Genomic DNA, 15,994 nt, shown 5'->3' on the forward strand with positions numbered 1-15,994 from the left:
GAGGCCGCAGCGTCCGCGCGTTGCCGGCACCAAGCGCCTGCGCCGCGCACTTATCGCGCTGCGGCCTTGGGCGCGGACAGCGACTTGGCGTAGAACCCGGACGGATCGAAGCAGCACACCCGCTTCTTCCCCGACGCGAGCATGTCGCAGGCCTTTGCGATCCGCTCGGCGCGTGTCTTCGCCAACCGGCCGGATTCGATCCAGTGGATCCAATCGACCTGCGCGATCGGTGTCGCCGACGTCCAGACCGCGGCGGCCGCCCGATTGGCGGCGAGTGCCTTCGCGAAGTCGGCCGGCGGCGTCGGCGCCGGTTCGGCCGGCAGCGGCGCGATGCCGATGTCGACGCGCTCGCCGATCTGCACCGCCGCGCCACGCAGCACCTTCGCATTGAGTCGAAGCCAGTGGCTCAGCTGGCCGTCGGGCTCCAGCGTCGCGACGAAGCCGTGTCCGTTGATCGTCGCCTCGACCGTGGTGCGGCCGCGCCGCGGCAGACGGTCGCTGACATCCTTCGGCAGCACGACGAAGCCCCAGGCAGCGCCGGCGCCTGGGTCGTCGGGCTCGAGGATGACGGCACTAAACGCGTCGGAGCGTGTATTGGTCGGCATGCGCGGGTTATCCCCGCCGCGGGCGCGCGCGTCAAGCGGCTCGCACCCGTTGCCTGCGTGGACGAGGTGCGGCCCGAGCCCCGGATCGATCGTATCCTTCGGCCTGGAGATGTCCTGATCCCACCGCAAGCAGGAGAACGCGCATGAGCCCGAAGAACACGATTTGCCTCTGGTACGACGGCACCGCCCTTGACGCCGCCACGTTCTACGCGCAGACCTTCGCCGACAGCGCGGTCGGCGCGGTGCACCGCGCCCCCGGCGACTTTCCGGGCGGCAAGCAGGGCAACATCCTGACGGTGGAATTCACCGTGCTGGGCATCCCGTGCCTGGGCCTGAACGGCGGCTCGGCGTTCAAACATTCGGAGGCGTTCTCGTTCCAGGTGGCGACCGATTCGCAGGAGGAAACCGATCGCCTGTGGAACGCGATCGTCGGCAACGGCGGGCAGGAGAGCGCCTGCGGCTGGTGCAAGGACAAGTGGGGGGTATCGTGGCAGATCACTCCGCGCGTGCTGGTGGCCGGCACCACCGATCCCGATCCGGTCGTGGCCAAACGCGTGTTCGACGCGATGATGACGATGCGCAAGATCGACATCGCCGCCATCGAGGCGGCGCGGCGCGGGTGAGGTCCGGGCCGCGCACGTGACGCGCCCGGGTGGTTCGACGCGATGTCGCACGTGTCCGGAGGCGAGGTCACATCCGGCGCGTGTGACGGTCTGGTCTGCATGAACCACCTCGCTCCGATCGCCGCCGCAGTCCTCGTCCTGACCGGCGCGGCTGCGACGGCATATGCCGCCGGTGCGCCTGTTCTGTCCGCGCCCGACCCGCTGTTCGCTACCGTCGCCGCGCTCGATGCCGCCGTGTTCGATGCCTTCAACCGCTGCAGCGTGCCGGCGCAGTTGCGCAGGCATGCGGCGCATTTCGATCCGGCGGTCGAGTTCTACCACGACACCGGTGGTGTCACGTGGACACGCGACGCGATGCTCGCGAACACCGCACAGCATGCGTGTGGCAAGTTCCGGCGTGAGTTGGTGCCCGGTAGCCTGCGTGTGCATGCGATCAAGGACTTCGGCGCCATCGCGCAGGGGTCGCATCGCTTCTGCAGGTTCGACAGCGGCGCCTGCGACGGGTTGGCCGATTTCACCATCGTCTGGCGGCAGCGGAACGGGCAATGGCGGATCACGCGGGTGCTCAGCTACGGGCATCGGCCGAACCCCGGGGCGATACCTGCTGCACCCTAGGCCGATGGGTCGAGTTCATGTGGTGAAGCCCGTCACCTGTTGTCGGCCGTGTCTGTGACCCTGCTTCGGGGCACGCGTGCAACCTGCCCGATGTCGGGGGCGTCCACGCGCGGTTGCGGCGCTCGGCGGTGCAACCTGCACGTGCGATGCATGAACGTTGCCCAAAGCGCGAACAGCGGTGTCCGCATCCGGCGCCACGCGAACGGCGTATGAAACCTCGCGTGAAACCCTGCACGCATTCAGGAGTGACCAATGAACCAACTACTTCGCGCCGCCATCGCGACCGCCGCCCTTGCCGCGTTCGCCGCTCCGCTTCACGCGAAGGACTGGACCGGCGGCTATGTCGGCGGCCATGTCGGCGAGGCCGGCGAACCCGACGACAACGGCAACGACCGCTTCTTGTTCGACACCAATCTCGACGGCAACTTCAACGATGCGGTGAACACCGCCGCCGGTGCCAACGCCTTCTCTCCGGGCTTCTGCAACGGCGCGGCGCAGACTGCGCAGCCTGCCGGCGGCTGCAGTGAAAACAAGGGTGGCGCCGACTGGGGTCTGCGCGGCGGCTACGACTGGCAGTCCGGAAGCTTCGTGTTCGGTCTTCTGGGCGAGTACGCGATGAACGATGTGCGCGACGCGGTGAGCGCGTTCAGCACCACGCCCGCGTACTACACGATGTACCGCAAGATCGACGGCATGTTCGCGCTGCGCGGACGCGCCGGCTTCGCGTTCGGCGACGGCGAGGACAACCTGCTGTACGCGACCGCCGGCTATGCCTATGCCAAGGTCGAGAACAGCTTTGGCACCAGCAATGGCGCCAACGCCTTCGCCGGCAACGGCAACGACAATGTCGACGGGTTGCAGTACGGCGTCGGCTACGAGCGCCGTTTCGACCAGTTCACCGTCGGCCTCGAATACCTGCTCACCCAGCTCGACGACGACGGCTACCGCGTCGACGTGACCCGGGGCAATGCACCGGCGACCAATCCGTTTGTCATCGTCAACCCGGACGGCACCCAGCTGCGTCGCAGCGACACCGACTTCGACTTCGACAGCCTGCGGCTGACGGCCACATACCGGTTCTGACGTCTGCGCCGCCTCCCGTTCCGGACCGGAGCGGGAGGCGCGCCACGCGCTTGCCGGGCGGTGGGCGTGGGGCGAAGCGGTGCGTGCGTCCCCGGCAATTGCCGGGCGATGCGGTTCGCACGGGCGCCGCCACTGCCGTGCGCACGCGCGATGGCGGGCCCGGTATCATTGCGCTCTGGGGTCGAGCGGGGATCGAACGATGTGGGGTAGAACTGGGATGCTGGCCGTCGCGCTGGCGCTGCCGGCTGCGGGCGTGCGCGCCGCGGACGACGATGAAGCCTGGGTGCTGCGCTACATGGGAGCGGCGATGGCGCCGGGCGTGCCCGTCGCGGCCGAGCGTGCGCGGCGTGTCGAATTCCCCGAGCTTGCGCGCCTGGCCGGGCGCAGGGTGCGCATCGAGGTTGCAGACGGCAGCCAGCGCGCCGGTGTCGTGCAGCAGGCCGACGCCGATGCCGTGCTGCTGCGTGTGCTGCGCAGCACGGGACAGGCCACCGTGACGCTGGCGCGCGCCGATGTGCGCGCCGTGCGGGTGGACTGACGCCATGCTCGGCAGTGCAATCTCGTTTACCGGCTACCTGCTGGTGCTGTTCGTGCTCAACATCTGGATCGTCGTAAGGATCTGGAAGCGCAGCCCGTTGCTGGCCGTTCTCGCGTTCTTCTTCTGGCCGCTGTCGATCGTCGCGCTGTTCCTCAACTGGGGCGACGAGGAATCCGACATCCGCATTCCGTTCCTCCTGAGCCTGGTGGTGGGCGCGCTGATGGTGTTCATGGCGATGCGCACCGTGGAAAAAGGCGTGGAGGAGATGGCCTACATGCTGACCGACGAAGACATCGCGCTGATCCGCGAGGACGATCCGGAGCTGGCGCAGCGGCTGGAGGCGGCACGTGCCGAACAGCTGGCGGAGGGCGACGGGGACTGGTCGGACGAAGAGGGGTCCGACGATGCGGAAGCGGCGGACGAAGCCGGATTCGCGATACGGGAGGACCGGTCGATCGAGCGTGACGACAGTCCCGGCGCCGAAGCCGCGACGCCCGCAGCACGCGATCCGGCCGCGATCGAGGCCGAGCACCGCGCGAACCTGGAGCGCGCCGCAGGCGCCATCGCCTGGCAGTTCCGCAGCGTCGCCTTGCCCGGCGCGGACGCCAGCGTGCGCCTGCCGCAACATTTCCGGTTCGCACCGCGCGCATCGTTGCTGTACGTCGCCCGCTTGCGCGGCATGGCGCTGCCGTCCGATGTGGTCGGCTGGGTGGTGCATCGCGACGTCAGTCTGGCGCGCGAGGACGCGTGGTTCGTGCAGGTGCGACAGGTGCAGCTGGCGTCGCCGCTGCCGATGTCCGAGCCGCTCGGCGATGCGGACGCACGCGAGGCCGGCGCCGCCGCACTGGTCGGCCGCATCGCCACCGCGCTCGATGCCACGAAGGCACCGCCACGCGCGCCCGCCTGGGATGCCGGTGCCGCCGTCGCCACGTGGGAGCGATCCGCGGCGGGCGTCGACGCGGACGCGCCGTTCGCGGACTACGTGGCCGCGCGCGTGCTGCCGCGCGCGCTGGTCGAGTTCAGCGTGCCGGCACTGCATGCCGCCCATGCGCAGCTGGGCGTGCGCGCATCGCGCATGCTGGCGCAACGCGTGGACACGGCGCCGGCAGCGCCGGCCCGCTAGCGCCGCGGCGCGTCGGCGTCGTTCAGGCGTCGGCGTCGCGCCGCGATCCCACCAGACGCAGGAACGCCTCGTGCTGGTAGCGGCTCATGCGCAGCTGCTGTCCGGTGTCCATCGTCACCACGTGGTAGCCGTTGAACCAGGGATGGATGTCGCGCACGCGCCGCACGTTGATGATCGCCGAGCGATGCACGCGGGCGAAGCGGCGCGGATCCAGGCGCGCGCCGAGCGCAGTCATCGTGTCGCGCAATTCGTGCACGCGGTCGGCGAGATGGATCAGCACGGTGTTGCCGCTCGCCTTGATCCACACGATGTCGTCCACGTCGACAAACACCACGCGTTCGTCGGTGCGCACCGGGATGCGTTCGAGGTAGTCGTCGCGCTGACGCAGTTCGGCGATCGCCTGCAGGATGCGGGCCGAGCTGCGCGTCGCATCGTCGTTGGCTGCCAGCCGTGTTTTCACGCGCTGCAGCGTGCCGGCGAAGCGCTCGCGGCTGAACGGCTTGACGAGATAGTCGACCGCGTTCGCCTCGAACGCGCGCACGGCATACTGCTCGAACGCGGTGACGAAGACCGTCGCCGGCATGCGTTCGACACCGATCGCGCCGATCACGTCCAGCCCGGTCATCGCCGGCATCTGGATGTCGAGAAAGACGAGGTCCGGCGACTGGCTGCGGATCGCGGCCACCGCCGAGGCGCCGTCGCCGCATTCGCCCAGCACGTGGATGTCCGCATCGTCCTGCAGCAGCCGCACGATCGCGCGTCGCGCCAGCGGCTCGTCGTCGACCACGAGCGTCGCGATGCTCATGCCGGGGCGTGCTCGGGCGCGTCGTCGGTCTCGTCGAGACTGCGGACGGGCAGGCGGATGCGGCAGGCGACGCCCTCGGGCACCATCATGTCCAGGCGTATCTGCGCCGCGTCGCCGTGCAGCTCCTTCAGGCGCAGGCGCGTGTTCGACAGGCCGATGCCGTGGCCGTCGCGTTCGTCGCCATCGCCGAGCACGCTGTTGCGGTTGCGCACGTCGATGCAGAGCATGCCGTCTTCGCGCCGGCTTTCGATCTCGATGCAGTCGCTGCCCACGCGCCGCCCGATGCCGTGGCGGATCGCGTTTTCGACGATCGGCTGCAGCAGCAGGCTCGGCACGGCGCAATCGAGCGTGTCGGGCGCGACGTACACGCGGGTGGTCAGACGGTCCTTGAAGCGCATGCGCTGGATGCCGAGGTAGAGGTCGAGCAGTTCGAGTTCGCGCCGCAACGTGATCTCCTGGCCGTCGTAGTCCTCGAGGAACGCGCGCAGCAGGTCGCTCAGGCGCAGCAGCATGTCCTCGGCCGACACCTTGTCTTCGTCGAGCAGGGTGACGATGGCGTGCAGGGTATTGAACAGGAAATGCGGCTGCAGCTGGGTCTTGAGCACCTGCAGGCGCGACTGCGCAAGTTCGGTCGCGAGCCGGCTCGCTTCCATCTCGCGGCGTGCCTTCTCGGCCTGGTAGTGCAGCGCCTGCTGCATCGCGAGCAGGGCCCAGTAGGTCATCAGCCCGGTGCCGACATGCTTGCCGGCGAACTGCCAGAACTGTTCGGAGAACGAGGTCGGTTCGAACAGCGTCGACACCAGCGCGCCTGCGATCACCGACAGCAGCGTCACGCCCGCGCTCGCCAGCGCGTGGGTGCCGAGCGACTCCATGCGCAGTGGCGCCTGCAACGGATAGCGCTGCCCGAGGCGGAACACCAGCGGCGCCAGCGCGGCCCAGGTGTACCACTGGATCATCGACCAGCGCAGGTAATCGACGATCGACCAGGTGTGGCCGTGGAACGCGTCGTGCACCACGCTCTGCAGCGCGAACACGAGCACCACCACCGTCCAGAGCGCGAGGTAGCGGCGCAGGCCGATCGTGGTGTTGCCGAGGCGAATGTCCATGGCGTTCCGGAAGCGGGGTCCGTTTGCATCGTAGGCGCACGCAAGAGGGCCGGAAAGCGCCGCAACGCCGCCCTACGATTCGTCCCGGCGAGGCGACGATTCGTCACGCTTCGATGGGCGCGCGCGTGCGGATGCGATTCGATGCGCTCACCGCCGCCGCGCCCGCGTGCGCACGACGGACCGTTCCCGCCGGAGTATTCGACATGCGTGTTCCCGTCGCCATCGTCCTTTTCGTTGCATCGTGTGCGTGCGCGGCCGAGCCGCCGACGCACTACCTCACGCTCGTCAACCGCACCCACGACAGCGTGGTGACCGCGTCCGCCGCCGCGGCCGGCAGCGATGCCTTCGTGCCGCTGGCGCTGGCGCGTCCGTTGCGCGGTGGCGGCGGCTCCGCCACGGTGAGCGTCGCAGGCGAAGGCTGCCGCTACGATGTGCAGCTGCAGTACCGCGGCAAACGCGCGCAGCTCTACCGCAACGTCGACGTCTGCGGCCACCGCGGCCTGCGCCTGCGGCCGACGCCGCGCGGCGCCGCCGATGGTGAGGCGCCGATGCTCGCCAACGCGCCGGATTCGCTCCGCGACTGAGCCGGGGCATCGCGGATCGGTGCGCTTCGCCACGCCGATCCGCGCGCAAGCAGACCCGCGGCAGCCGCGGTGTGTCGCCGCGCGCACGGCATCGCCACGCGCGGTCCAGCACGATCGTCCAATCGCGCCGCGCCCGGGTGGCGCACAGTCCGCCTGTCGGCGTCGGGGTCACGCGTGTTGCGGACCGCGCCGCAGGAGTCGCGACATGTCCGACACCCTCCCAGTCGATCCGCAGCGGCGGCAGCTCCTCGTCGGCGCGCTCGCCGCGGGCGCCGCGCTCTCGCTTCCCGCGTTCGCCGCGACGCCGCCGGGTTCCATCCCCTCCCACTCCAGCAAGGCCAGGACCATGAGCACGTTCACCACCAGCGACGGCACGCAGCTCTACTACAAGGATTGGGGCAGCGGCCCGATCGTCACCTTCAGCCACGGATGGCCGCTGACGGCGGACGCGTGGGAGGCGCAGATGTTCCATCTTGCCTCGAACGGCTTCCGCTGCATCGCGCACGACCGGCGGGGTCATGGCCGGTCGAGCCAGCCCTGGAACGGCAACGACATGGACACCTACGCCGACGATCTCGCGCAGCTGTTCGCCGCGCTCGACGTGCGGGACGCGATCATGATCGGCCACTCCACCGGCGGTGGCGAGGTGGCGCGCTACATCGGACGGCACGGCACCGCCCGCGTGAAGAAGGCCGTGCTGATGGGCGCGGTGCCGCCGATCATGCTGAAGACCGATGCCAATCCCGGCGGCCTGCCGATGGAAGTGTTCGACGGCTTCCGCAAGGCCTATCTCGCCGATCGTTCGCAGTTTTTCCTCGATGTGGCGAGCGGCCCGTTCTTCGGCTTCAACCGGCCCGGCGCGAAGGTGTCGCAGGGGCTGATCCAGTCGTGGTGGATGCAGGGCATGATGTCCGGCCACAAGAACGCCTACGACTGCATCAAGGCGTTTTCCGAAACCGACTTCACCGCGGATCTGAAGAAGTTCGACGTGCCCACGCTCATCATTCACGGCGACGACGACCAGATCGTGCCGATCGGTGCCTCCGCGATGCTGTCGTCCAAGCTCGTGAAGAATGCGGAGCTGAAGATCTACAAGGGCGGCACCCACAGCCTCGGCGACACCAGCAAGGACCAGCTCAACGCCGATCTGCTCGCGTTCGCGCGCGCCTGAGGCCGCGGCTGCGCGCCGCGTCGCTCAGGCGTTGGGCACGACGAGGATCTTGCCGTTGCGCTCGCCCGCAGCGGCGGCGGTCACGGCCTCGCGGATGCGTTCGACGGGGTAGGTGGCCGCCACCGGCGCGTGCAGCGTTCCGCGTGCGATCAGCGCGGCCACCTCGCCGAAGACGGCCTGCCGCTGCTGCGCGTCGGCCTGCCTGAACCAGCGCGAGAGCCAGAAGCCGCGCAGCGTGATGTCGCGGAACACGAAGGCGGCCGGCGAGGCATGGCACGGTTCGCCGCTCATCGCGCCGTAATTCACCAGCACGCCGCGTTCGGCCAGGCAGCCGGCGAGACGATCCGTGGCCGCGCCGCCGACCGCATCGATGCCGAGCCGGATCGCCGCGCCGCCGGTGGCGTCGGCCACGCGCTCGGTGAGCCTGTCGCCGTCCACCAGCACCACGTCGCCACCGGCATCGCGTACGGCCTGCAGCGCGCTGTCGCGCCGCACGATGTTCACCGTGCGCAGGCCGCGCAGCTTCGCAATCTGCACGAGGTAGGCGCCGACACCGGAGTTGGCCGCGTTCTGGATCACCCAGTCGCCGGGCTGCAGATCGACGAACTCGCGCAGCATCAGCAGCGCGGTCGGGGGGTTCACGGTCATCATCGCCAGCTGCCGCGGATCGGCATCGTCCGGCAGCGGCATCAGGCGTGCCGCGTCCACCACCACGTGCGTGCTCCAGCTGCCGCAGCCGACCGGCAACAGCACGGTCCGGCCCATCGGCAGCCCGGGACGCGAACTGCGCAGTGCGACGATGCGTCCGATGCCCTCGTTGCCGCCCACCGCCGGCAGCGGCGGCAGCAGCCCGTACCGCCCGGTCAGCGTCAGCACGTCGGACGGGTTGATCGGCGCCGCCAGCACTTCGACCAGCGCCTGGCCCTCGGCGAGCGCGGGCACGGTGAATTCCACCGCGTCGATGACATCCTGCGGCACGGGGCCGCGCTGCGAATACACGGCGCGTTTCATGGGCGATTTCCTCCTGTCGACCCCGCAGACGATACACGCAGCCGCGGCCCCGGTTTGCAAGCGCGGCCCGGACAGTCCACTCTGCGCGCCCCGGAGCCGCGGCGAGCCCGCGCCGCGCGCGCGGTTTCGGGCTCCGCCGCCTCTGCCTGCGCCCGCCGACCCGTTGCGGCGCGCCGTGACCGATCCCATGACGACCACCGACATCCCCCGTTCGCCGCCGGCCGTGCCGGACGATCTGCTGCAGCGCCTGCACGCCGCCGCCGAGTTTCTCGAGACCGTCGCAGGCGACGCCGCGCTGCGCGACGCCCTGCCCGAGGCCGACCTCAAGCGGCTCAAGGCCGCCGCCAGCCGCTTCCACCATCCCGACCCCGTGTCCAGCCGCAAGCTGCGCAAGGAACGCAAGCGGCAGCACATGCAGGCCAAACTGCAGAAGGACGATGCCGTGCTGCACGCGACCGGCATCCGCGAACTGCGCCGCAAGCCGGTGTTCACCACGCCGAACTACTTCCCGCCGCAGCCGGCGGACGCGAACCTGACCGCGCACGACACCATCGACGACAGCGCGCCGCGCGAATCGCTCGAACTGCAGCACTGCTACGTCTGCAAGCGCAAGTACACGCGCATCCACCATTTCTACGACCAGCTGTGCCCGGACTGCGCGCAGTTCAATTTCCACAAGCGCACCGAAACCGCCGACTTGCGCGGCCGCGTCGCGCTGCTGACCGGCGGGCGGGTGAAGATCGGTTACCAGGCCGGGCTCAAGCTGCTGCGCGCCGGCGCGCACCTGATCGTCACGACGCGCTTTCCGCGCGATTCGGCCGCACGCTATGCGCAGGAACCGGATTTCGCGGACTGGTCGGACCGGCTGGAGATCTTCGGGCTCGACCTGCGCCACACGCCGAGCGTCGAAGCCTTCTGCACCGAACTGCTGCGCACGCACGAGCGCCTGGACTTCATCGTCAACAACGCCTGCCAGACGGTGCGCCGCCCGCCGGCGTTCTACGCTCACATGATGGCCGGCGAAACCGCCGCCGCGGCCGACACGCCGGCGCACGTGCGCAAGCTCCTGGGCCGCTACGAAGGCCTGCGCGCGGCCGACCTGGTGCCGGATGCGAACGCGCTGGCGACGGCGAATGCGCAGGGCCTGCTGCGCGCCGCCGAACTGTCGCAGGTGCCGCTGCTCGCGGACGAACTGCTGGGTCAATCGCATCTGTTCCCGGACGGCCGGCTCGACCAGGACCTGCAACAGATCGACCTGCGCGGACGCAATTCCTGGCGCCTGCTGCTGCACGAGGTGCCGTCGGTGGAACTGCTCGAAGTGCAGCTGGTCAACGCCATCGCGCCGTTCCTGATCAACGCGCGGCTCAAGCCGCTGATGCTGTGCACTCCGGAACGCGACAAGCACATCGTCAACGTGTCGGCGATGGAAGGCCAGTTCTACCGCAACTTCAAGACCACGCGCCATCCGCACACCAACATGGCCAAGGCCGCGCTCAACATGATGACGCGCACCTCGGCCGCGGACTATTTCAACGACGGCATCCACATGAACAGCGTCGACACCGGCTGGGTGACCGACGAGGATCCGGCCGAGATCGCGGCGCGCAAGGTGGTCGAGGAACGATTCCACCCGCCGCTCGACATCGTCGACGGCGCCGCGCGCATCGTCGATCCGATCATCGCCGGCTTCAACACCGGCGAGCATGTGTGGGGCCAGTTTTTGAAGGACTACAAACCCACCGACTGGTGAGATGCGTTCGCGGGCGTCTGGCCGCCGAGGTCGGTCTCGCAGGTCCGCAGGCGGTCGTCGAGGTAGCGGTCGAACAACGTCGTGTGCAGATTATGCAGCACCAGTTCGATGCGGTACGGCGTGCGCGGATTGCGGTCGAGCAGGCGCGCGATGTGGAAGCCGACCGGCTTGACGCCGAGCTTGTGCACATAGATGCGCATGCCGCGGTAGAACGGATCGTCGAGCAATGCGTCCATGCGCGCGAGCGTGGCGCGGGCGTTCGGCCCCTGGCGCGCGCGCAGCGCGGCGTCGCGGTCGATCAGCAGGCGCTCGAAGCCGCGGCCCCACGCATGCGGGTTCACCTGGCGCGAGAGTTCCCACAGTTCGCGGTTGATCCGATTGTAGTGCGCGAAACCGCCGTGCCGGCGCAAGGCCTCCGCGGCGGCGGCGTCGACGTCGTAGATCACGAAGTTCTCGGCCCGGTTGGTGCTGTCGTCGAGGGTCTGCGCGTCGAACACGTGTTCGATGAAGCCGGGCAGGCCGGCGAAGGCCTGGCGTCCGTCGCGCGAGGCCTGCACGGCGAGTCCGTCGCGGGTAAAGGTTCCCGCTTCGCTGCCGAGCAGGATGCTGCGCGTGCCGTGCAGCTGGTTGAAGGTGCCGATGACGATTTCGTCGGCGGCGAACGCGCGATCGAAGCCGTCGCCGCCGAAGAGCTCGGCCAGCGTCGCGTACTGCGCGATCTGCCGGCCGACGCCGCATTCGGAGCGCACGCTGCCGGTGTAGAAGGCCTCGATCGCGCGCCGGTTCGATCCGGCGGGGCGGTAGCCGCGGCCGAAACTGCGGATGCGTTCCCAGCCGTCGGCGCGCGCACCGCCGGCACCGAAGCCGATCCAGCCGGTCTGCAGGCCGAAGAAGGCGTAGCGCGGGTTGGCGACGAGGCTGTCGACCGCGCGCCGCGTCGCCGCGCCGAGCGCAAAACCGTAGGCGCAATGTGTCGCGGGGTGGTCCCGCAGCTGCGCGTACAGCGTCGCGCGTGCGGCGTAGGTGATTCCGCGGGGCATCCGCACGCGCAGATCGCCCAGTGCATGCGCCTCGTCGAGCGTGGCGCGGTCGCACGGCGTGCCCGCCTCGATGCGCGCCACGGCGCCGTCGTCCGCGACGAAGCGCCAGCCCAGCGCCGCGAGCACGCGCTCCTCGCACGGCACGGCGGCGTCGGCCGTGCCCGCGAGCAACAGCAACGCGAGCGCGCGGCGGAACAGCTGCGCCGCGCGCACGGCCGTCAGTCGGCCTTGGGCGGGATGCGCAGCGCCTGACCCGGGTAGATCTTGTCCGGGTGGGTGAGCATCGGCCGGTTGGCTTCGAAGATGCGGTTGTACAGGTTCGCGTTGCCGTAGAACTGCTTGCTGATGGCCGACAGCGTGTCGCCCTTCTGCACCGTGTAGAACTGCGCGGCCGGCGCGGTCTGCAGCGCAGCCGGGGCGGGCGCATCGAGCGGGCTCGGCGGCGTCGGCGCCGGGCCGGTGTTGGACGGGTCGATGAAGATCACGTCCTGCACCTGCTCCACGCCGGCGACATTGCCCAGCGCCAGCACGATCTTCTCGCGCTCTTCCTGCGTCTTCGCGCGGCCGCTCACGGTGACCTTGCCGCCGTCGCGCTCGACCTTCAGATCGTCGCCGCCGAGTCTGAACTTGCGCACGTGCTCCACGAGCAGGTCGGACGCCTGCTTGGCGGGATTGAGGTCGAGCAGCTTTTCCCCGGCGCTCTTGACGAAATCGAACAGGCTCATGCGGTGTCTCCTCGACGGTGGGACGCACAGCGTAGCGCGACACCCGTGCTCGTGCCGCTGCACGTGCCGCAGGGCGATCTGCAGCGGCGCCGCGCCGCTGCCGTGCGATGCGCAGACCGACAAGCGCGCGCGATCCGCACCGCGCCGCGGTTTGCGCGCCGGCGCGTGCATGGCACGCCGCTTGCTGATTCCGATTGTTGCCGCGGCAACGCACCGGCGCGAGTCGCCGACCCCATCGCAAGGAGATGCGTACCATGACCAATCCCAGCAAACACACCGTCACCGGCGACCGCAAGGGCACCGACCAGAACCGCGATCCCATCACCGGCACGCCCGGTGCGCACCCGGTCGGCGTCGGCCTCGGCGGCGCGGCGGGCGGCGCGGCCGGTGCCGCGGCCGGCGCCATCTTCGGGCCGATCGGCCTACTCGTCGGCGCCGCCGTCGGCACGCTGGCCGGCGCGTCCGCCGGCAAGGGTGTCGCGGAGTCCATCGACCCGACCGCCGAACGCGAGTACTGGCGCGGCGAATACGCCAACCGTCCGTACGTCTCGCCCGAGCGCGACTTCGACACCCACTACGCACCCGCCTACGAGTACGGCACCACCGCGCGCGGCCGCTACGCCGACCGCACCTGGGACGCGGCGCTGGAAAGCGACCTGGCACGCGACTGGGGCCAGGTGCGCGGCACGTCCGAGCTCGACTGGGACGCCGCGCAGCCGGCCGTGAAGGATGCGTGGGAGCGCAGCGACCGTACCTACCGCACCTACGACAGCGTCGATGCCCAGTATCGCGAGCGTTACCAGCAGGCGCCGTACTACGACCCGGCCTATCCGTACGAGGACTACCGCCAGGCCTACCGCTACGGCACCTACGCCCGCGCCAGCAACCCCGACCGTCCGTGGAACGACGACTACGAGCGCGAACTGTCGTCGGGCTGGAACACCGCGCGCGGCCAGTCGCGGATGGAGTGGGATCAGGCGCGCGCCGCGGCCCGCGACGCGTGGGAGAGCACCGCGCCCAACGCAGGTCCCGACCGCGGCGACGGCAACGACCCGTTCCGCGTCCGTTGATTGTCGGCGCGGCCTGAATCCACGCGCCCCCGGCCGGCCGTACCTCAGGGTGCGGCCGGCCGTCCGGCGTTACGGAGATGCATTCGATGCTGAAGATCTATCTGGGTTTCAACGCGGCGCTGTACCTGGTGTTCGCCCTCTGGTGCACCTTCTGGGCGTCGAAGACCGCCACCGCGCAGGGTTTTCTCGCGCTCGACGGCGCAGGGCGCGCCGAATACCTCACCGTCTACGGCGGACTGCAGTTCGGCCTGGCGCTGTTCTTCGCACTGCTCGCATGGACGCCGCGCTGGCACGAGGTCGGGCTGCTGTTCGCGTTGTGCATCTACCTGCCGATCGTGCTCTGGCGCATCGCGGGACTCGTCGCACACTGGCCGGTCGGGAGCACCACGCTTGCCGTCGCAGGTCTCGAAGCGTTCATGTTGCTGTGGGCAGGCTGGATCTGGTTTTCGCAACGCGGCAGCGCCTGAGTCGTCGGGCGCGTCGGACAACAGGGAGAACGACATGGGTCAACGCTGGAATTTCTTCAAGGAATCGGACGCTTCGTGGGGCATGTTCTACCCGAAGAACTATCTCGTGGCCGGTTACGGCAGCCGCGAACGGGCCGAAGAGGTGAAAGCACGGCTGCTCGACGCCGGATTTCCGGCCGACGAAGTGGCGACGGCGTCCGGCGCGTTTGTCGTGGAGCAGCTCGAACACGACCCCGAGCCCGGTTTCCTCGATCGCATGAAGCAGGAAATCGCGCGTGCGGTCGGCACCGAGGCCGGCTACATCGACGACGACCTCAAGCACGCACGCGAAGGCGGCGCGTTCCTGTTCGTGTACGTGCCGACGGACGAAGCCGTGGCGCGCGCGCGCCGCGTGATCGATGCCTCGGCACCGGTGCTGGCGCGGCGCTACATGGCGCTGGGCATCGAGCGTTACACCTATCCGCCGCAGTCGCGGATCCAGCAGGAATCGCGCAAGGCGGCGGCGCGCCAGTGACCCTCACTCCGGCGCCCCGGCGCCGGACGGCACGGGCGGTGCCCCCGCCCGCAACGCGCTCGCGAACAACACCACGCCGAGCGCCAGGATCGCGAGCGAGAGCGCCGCGAGCGCGCCCCCCCAGACCCAGTGCGGCAGCCACAGTGCGTTCGCGATCTGGGCGGTGTCCGACGGCATGAGGCCGAGCCCCGTCCGTGCCTGCGCCGTGAACAGGTAGTCGGCGCGGGAAAACGCGGACAGGCACAGCTGGATCGCGAGAAAGCACGTGACCGCCTGCGCAACCCGGGCCGAGCCGCGCACGGCGACAACGGCGAGGAGCGCGGCAAACAGGCCGACGAAGGCCACACCGAACGCATTGCGCACCCACAGCGGCAGCGCGAGCGCCAGCATGCCGGTCATGATCCACAGCGCCACCCGCGCCGACCCCGCGCGCCGCGCGGCGAAGAACAGCGCCAGGGCCACCAGCGGCGGACCCAGCGGACCGCCGGCCGCGATCGCGGCCACCATCGTCCGACTGCCGTCGCTGCGCGTGGTCGCGACGCCGGAGCCGTCGGCATAGATGCGCAGGGCGTCGAAACCACCGCCGGCAAGCAAGGCGGCGATGCCGTGACCCAGTTCGTGGAACAGCGTCGACACCAGGATCAGCGGCCACGCGAGCCACGCCAGCGACGGGATCCACACTGGCAGCAGGAGCAGCACCAGGCTCAGTCCGGTCGCGGCCAGCAGGGCCTGCAGGGCGTGGCGGTGGGTCATCCGCGGGCTCGCTCGGGAAACGGACCGATTCTGGCAGAGTGGGGTGCGGCCCGGGTTCGGACGATGGGTACATACGCCATCGCGCGGCCCGGGGATCAGTGCTGGCCCGGTTTCTGCATTCACCCCGTCCGTGGACAGACGGTCCACAGGGGGAGTCCGATGGTCATGCTGATCCTGACGTTGCGCGAACTGGTGCTGTGGCCGCTGCTGGACTGGAGCGGCGCGTGCCTGGACGCCCTGGCCCTGGGCCTGCGCGCGCCTGCCGCCGCCGCGGATCCGATGCCGTCGCCGTTCGACTGATCGACGCGGGCCGGGCGATTTCTGACGCGTCGCGTCACATCGCCGTTCCCGCCCGCCCCGCCGCATCCGGGCATGGAACCGGCGCGGCCTGCATGGCACTCTAGCGGGGTT

19 protein-coding genes are annotated in these 15,994 nt (G+C 69.8%); 12 read left to right on the forward strand and 7 right to left on the reverse strand.

All coding sequences use genetic code 11. The features are described 5' to 3' along the window. Window positions 1-50: 50 nt before the first annotated feature. Window positions 51-605: a YdeI/OmpD-associated family protein gene (locus tag HNQ52_RS15990; protein ID WP_183962188.1), complete on the reverse strand. Its 555-nt coding sequence runs from the start codon at window positions 603-605 to the stop codon at window positions 51-53. Window positions 606-748: 143 nt separating this feature from the next. On the opposite strand from HNQ52_RS15990, the gene HNQ52_RS15995 reads away from it, so the two are divergent. The 5 genes from HNQ52_RS15995 (at window position 749) to HNQ52_RS16015 (ending at window position 4,587) form a co-directional block, all read left to right on the forward strand. After that, complete coding sequence (locus HNQ52_RS15995; protein ID WP_183962189.1) at window positions 749-1,228, forward strand: VOC family protein; 480 nt, start codon at window positions 749-751, stop codon at window positions 1,226-1,228. A gap of 99 nt (window positions 1,229-1,327) precedes the next feature. Beyond that, window positions 1,328-1,843: a nuclear transport factor 2 family protein gene (locus HNQ52_RS16000; protein ID WP_183962190.1), complete on the forward strand. Its 516-nt coding sequence runs from the start codon at window positions 1,328-1,330 to the stop codon at window positions 1,841-1,843. Between the two features lie 252 nt (window positions 1,844-2,095). Then, window positions 2,096-2,926, forward strand: coding sequence for an outer membrane protein (locus HNQ52_RS16005; protein ID WP_183962191.1), 831 nt, complete (start codon window positions 2,096-2,098; stop codon window positions 2,924-2,926). 199 nt (window positions 2,927-3,125) lie between these two features. Further along, window positions 3,126-3,464 (forward strand): hypothetical protein, encoded by a 339-nt coding sequence (locus HNQ52_RS16010; protein ID WP_183962192.1) that lies wholly within the window; start codon window positions 3,126-3,128, stop codon window positions 3,462-3,464. A 4-nt stretch (window positions 3,465-3,468) separates the two neighbouring features. Then, window positions 3,469-4,587 carry a hypothetical protein gene (locus HNQ52_RS16015; RefSeq protein ID WP_183962193.1) on the forward strand — a complete coding sequence of 373 codons (1,119 nt, stop codon included), beginning with the start codon at window positions 3,469-3,471 and terminating at the stop codon, window positions 4,585-4,587. A gap of 22 nt (window positions 4,588-4,609) precedes the next feature. On the opposite strand, the gene HNQ52_RS16020 is transcribed toward HNQ52_RS16015, so the two are convergent. After that, a complete protein-coding gene (locus tag HNQ52_RS16020; protein ID WP_183962194.1) occupies window positions 4,610-5,392 on the reverse strand; it encodes a LytR/AlgR family response regulator transcription factor in 783 nt (260 codons plus the stop codon). Further along, the gene (locus HNQ52_RS16025) at window positions 5,389-6,498 is read right to left on the reverse strand and encodes a sensor histidine kinase (RefSeq protein WP_183962195.1); all 1,110 of its coding nucleotides are present in this window, start codon (window positions 6,496-6,498) and stop codon (window positions 5,389-5,391) included. The genes HNQ52_RS16020 and HNQ52_RS16025 overlap by 4 nt, the downstream gene beginning before the upstream one ends. A 203-nt stretch (window positions 6,499-6,701) precedes the next feature. Here HNQ52_RS16025 and HNQ52_RS16030 point away from each other — a divergent pair, with 203 nt between their 5' ends. Together HNQ52_RS16030 and HNQ52_RS16035 are read left to right on the forward strand one after the other, a co-directional pair. Next, window positions 6,702-7,082 (forward strand): hypothetical protein, encoded by a 381-nt coding sequence (locus HNQ52_RS16030; protein ID WP_183962196.1) that lies wholly within the window; start codon window positions 6,702-6,704, stop codon window positions 7,080-7,082. A gap of 205 nt (window positions 7,083-7,287) precedes the next feature. Then, entirely contained in the window at window positions 7,288-8,253 is a 966-nt protein-coding gene (locus tag HNQ52_RS16035) for an alpha/beta fold hydrolase (RefSeq protein ID WP_221282122.1), read from the forward strand. Between the two features lie 24 nt (window positions 8,254-8,277). On the opposite strand, the gene HNQ52_RS16040 is transcribed toward HNQ52_RS16035, so the two are convergent. Beyond that, a complete protein-coding gene (locus tag HNQ52_RS16040) occupies window positions 8,278-9,264 on the reverse strand; it encodes a zinc-dependent alcohol dehydrogenase family protein (protein ID WP_183962197.1) in 987 nt (328 codons plus the stop codon). Window positions 9,265-9,466: 202 nt separating this feature from the next. On the opposite strand from HNQ52_RS16040, the gene HNQ52_RS16045 reads away from it, so the two are divergent. Beyond that, on the forward strand, window positions 9,467-11,014 hold the full coding sequence (locus HNQ52_RS16045) for an SDR family NAD(P)-dependent oxidoreductase (RefSeq protein ID WP_183962299.1): 1,548 nt from the start codon (window positions 9,467-9,469) through the stop codon (window positions 11,012-11,014). Here the strand turns inward: HNQ52_RS16045 and HNQ52_RS16050 are convergent. Both HNQ52_RS16050 and lysM read right to left on the reverse strand, forming a co-directional pair. Continuing rightward, entirely contained in the window at window positions 10,993-12,267 is a 1,275-nt protein-coding gene (locus tag HNQ52_RS16050; protein WP_343059398.1) for a hypothetical protein, read from the reverse strand. The genes HNQ52_RS16045 and HNQ52_RS16050 overlap by 22 nt on opposite strands. 5 nt (window positions 12,268-12,272) lie before the next feature. Then, a complete protein-coding gene (lysM, locus tag HNQ52_RS16055; protein ID WP_183962198.1) occupies window positions 12,273-12,779 on the reverse strand; it encodes a peptidoglycan-binding protein LysM in 507 nt (168 codons plus the stop codon). 254 nt (window positions 12,780-13,033) lie between these two features. Here lysM and HNQ52_RS16060 point away from each other — a divergent pair, with 254 nt between their 5' ends. The 3 genes from HNQ52_RS16060 to HNQ52_RS16070 all read left to right on the forward strand — a co-directional run bounded on the left by HNQ52_RS16060 (window position 13,034) and on the right by HNQ52_RS16070 (window position 14,830). Next, window positions 13,034-13,849, forward strand: coding sequence for a hypothetical protein (locus HNQ52_RS16060; protein ID WP_183962199.1), 816 nt, complete (start codon window positions 13,034-13,036; stop codon window positions 13,847-13,849). An 86-nt stretch (window positions 13,850-13,935) separates the two neighbouring features. Further along, window positions 13,936-14,316 (forward strand): DUF4345 domain-containing protein, encoded by a 381-nt coding sequence (locus HNQ52_RS16065; RefSeq protein WP_183962200.1) that lies wholly within the window; start codon window positions 13,936-13,938, stop codon window positions 14,314-14,316. Window positions 14,317-14,350: 34 nt separating this feature from the next. Next, the gene (locus HNQ52_RS16070; protein WP_183962201.1) at window positions 14,351-14,830 is read left to right on the forward strand and encodes a poly(ADP-ribose) polymerase family protein; all 480 of its coding nucleotides are present in this window, start codon (window positions 14,351-14,353) and stop codon (window positions 14,828-14,830) included. A 3-nt stretch (window positions 14,831-14,833) separates the two neighbouring features. Here HNQ52_RS16070 and HNQ52_RS16075 read toward each other — a convergent pair whose 3' ends face one another. Continuing rightward, window positions 14,834-15,583 carry a M50 family metallopeptidase gene (locus HNQ52_RS16075; RefSeq protein WP_183962202.1) on the reverse strand — a complete coding sequence of 250 codons (750 nt, stop codon included), beginning with the start codon at window positions 15,581-15,583 and terminating at the stop codon, window positions 14,834-14,836. A 159-nt stretch (window positions 15,584-15,742) separates the two neighbouring features. Between HNQ52_RS16075 and HNQ52_RS16080 the strand changes: the two genes are divergently transcribed. Beyond that, window positions 15,743-15,883, forward strand: coding sequence for a hypothetical protein (locus tag HNQ52_RS16080; protein ID WP_183962203.1), 141 nt, complete (start codon window positions 15,743-15,745; stop codon window positions 15,881-15,883). The last annotated feature ends 111 nt before the right edge of the window (window positions 15,884-15,994 follow it).

This window comes from Chiayiivirga flava (assembly GCF_014202825.1).
GTDB classification, from domain to species: domain Bacteria; phylum Pseudomonadota; class Gammaproteobacteria; order Xanthomonadales; family Xanthomonadaceae; genus Chiayiivirga; species Chiayiivirga flava.

Coding starts and splice junctions, on each gene's coding strand:
- HNQ52_RS16070 (WP_183962201.1), top strand. CDS start 14,351: ATGGGTCAACGCTGGAATTTCTTCAAGGAATCGGACGCTTCGTGGGGC.
- HNQ52_RS15995 (WP_183962189.1), top strand. CDS start 749: ATGAGCCCGAAGAACACGATTTGCCTCTGGTACGACGGCACCGCCCTT.
- HNQ52_RS16015 (WP_183962193.1), top strand. CDS start 3,469: ATGCTCGGCAGTGCAATCTCGTTTACCGGCTACCTGCTGGTGCTGTTC.
- HNQ52_RS16000 (WP_183962190.1), top strand. CDS start 1,328: ATGAACCACCTCGCTCCGATCGCCGCCGCAGTCCTCGTCCTGACCGGC.
- HNQ52_RS16020 (WP_183962194.1), bottom strand. CDS start 5,392: ATGAGCATCGCGACGCTCGTGGTCGACGACGAGCCGCTGGCGCGACGC.
- HNQ52_RS16035 (WP_221282122.1), top strand. CDS start 7,288: ATGTCCGACACCCTCCCAGTCGATCCGCAGCGGCGGCAGCTCCTCGTC.
- HNQ52_RS16040 (WP_183962197.1), bottom strand. CDS start 9,264: ATGAAACGCGCCGTGTATTCGCAGCGCGGCCCCGTGCCGCAGGATGTC.
- HNQ52_RS16075 (WP_183962202.1), bottom strand. CDS start 15,583: ATGACCCACCGCCACGCCCTGCAGGCCCTGCTGGCCGCGACCGGACTG.
- HNQ52_RS16010 (WP_183962192.1), top strand. CDS start 3,126: ATGTGGGGTAGAACTGGGATGCTGGCCGTCGCGCTGGCGCTGCCGGCT.
- HNQ52_RS16065 (WP_183962200.1), top strand. CDS start 13,936: ATGCTGAAGATCTATCTGGGTTTCAACGCGGCGCTGTACCTGGTGTTC.
- lysM (WP_183962198.1), bottom strand. CDS start 12,779: ATGAGCCTGTTCGATTTCGTCAAGAGCGCCGGGGAAAAGCTGCTCGAC.
- HNQ52_RS15990 (WP_183962188.1), bottom strand. CDS start 605: ATGCCGACCAATACACGCTCCGACGCGTTTAGTGCCGTCATCCTCGAG.
- HNQ52_RS16060 (WP_183962199.1), top strand. CDS start 13,034: ATGACCAATCCCAGCAAACACACCGTCACCGGCGACCGCAAGGGCACC.
- HNQ52_RS16030 (WP_183962196.1), top strand. CDS start 6,702: ATGCGTGTTCCCGTCGCCATCGTCCTTTTCGTTGCATCGTGTGCGTGC.
- HNQ52_RS16005 (WP_183962191.1), top strand. CDS start 2,096: ATGAACCAACTACTTCGCGCCGCCATCGCGACCGCCGCCCTTGCCGCG.
- HNQ52_RS16025 (WP_183962195.1), bottom strand. CDS start 6,498: ATGGACATTCGCCTCGGCAACACCACGATCGGCCTGCGCCGCTACCTC.
- HNQ52_RS16080 (WP_183962203.1), top strand. CDS start 15,743: ATGGTCATGCTGATCCTGACGTTGCGCGAACTGGTGCTGTGGCCGCTG.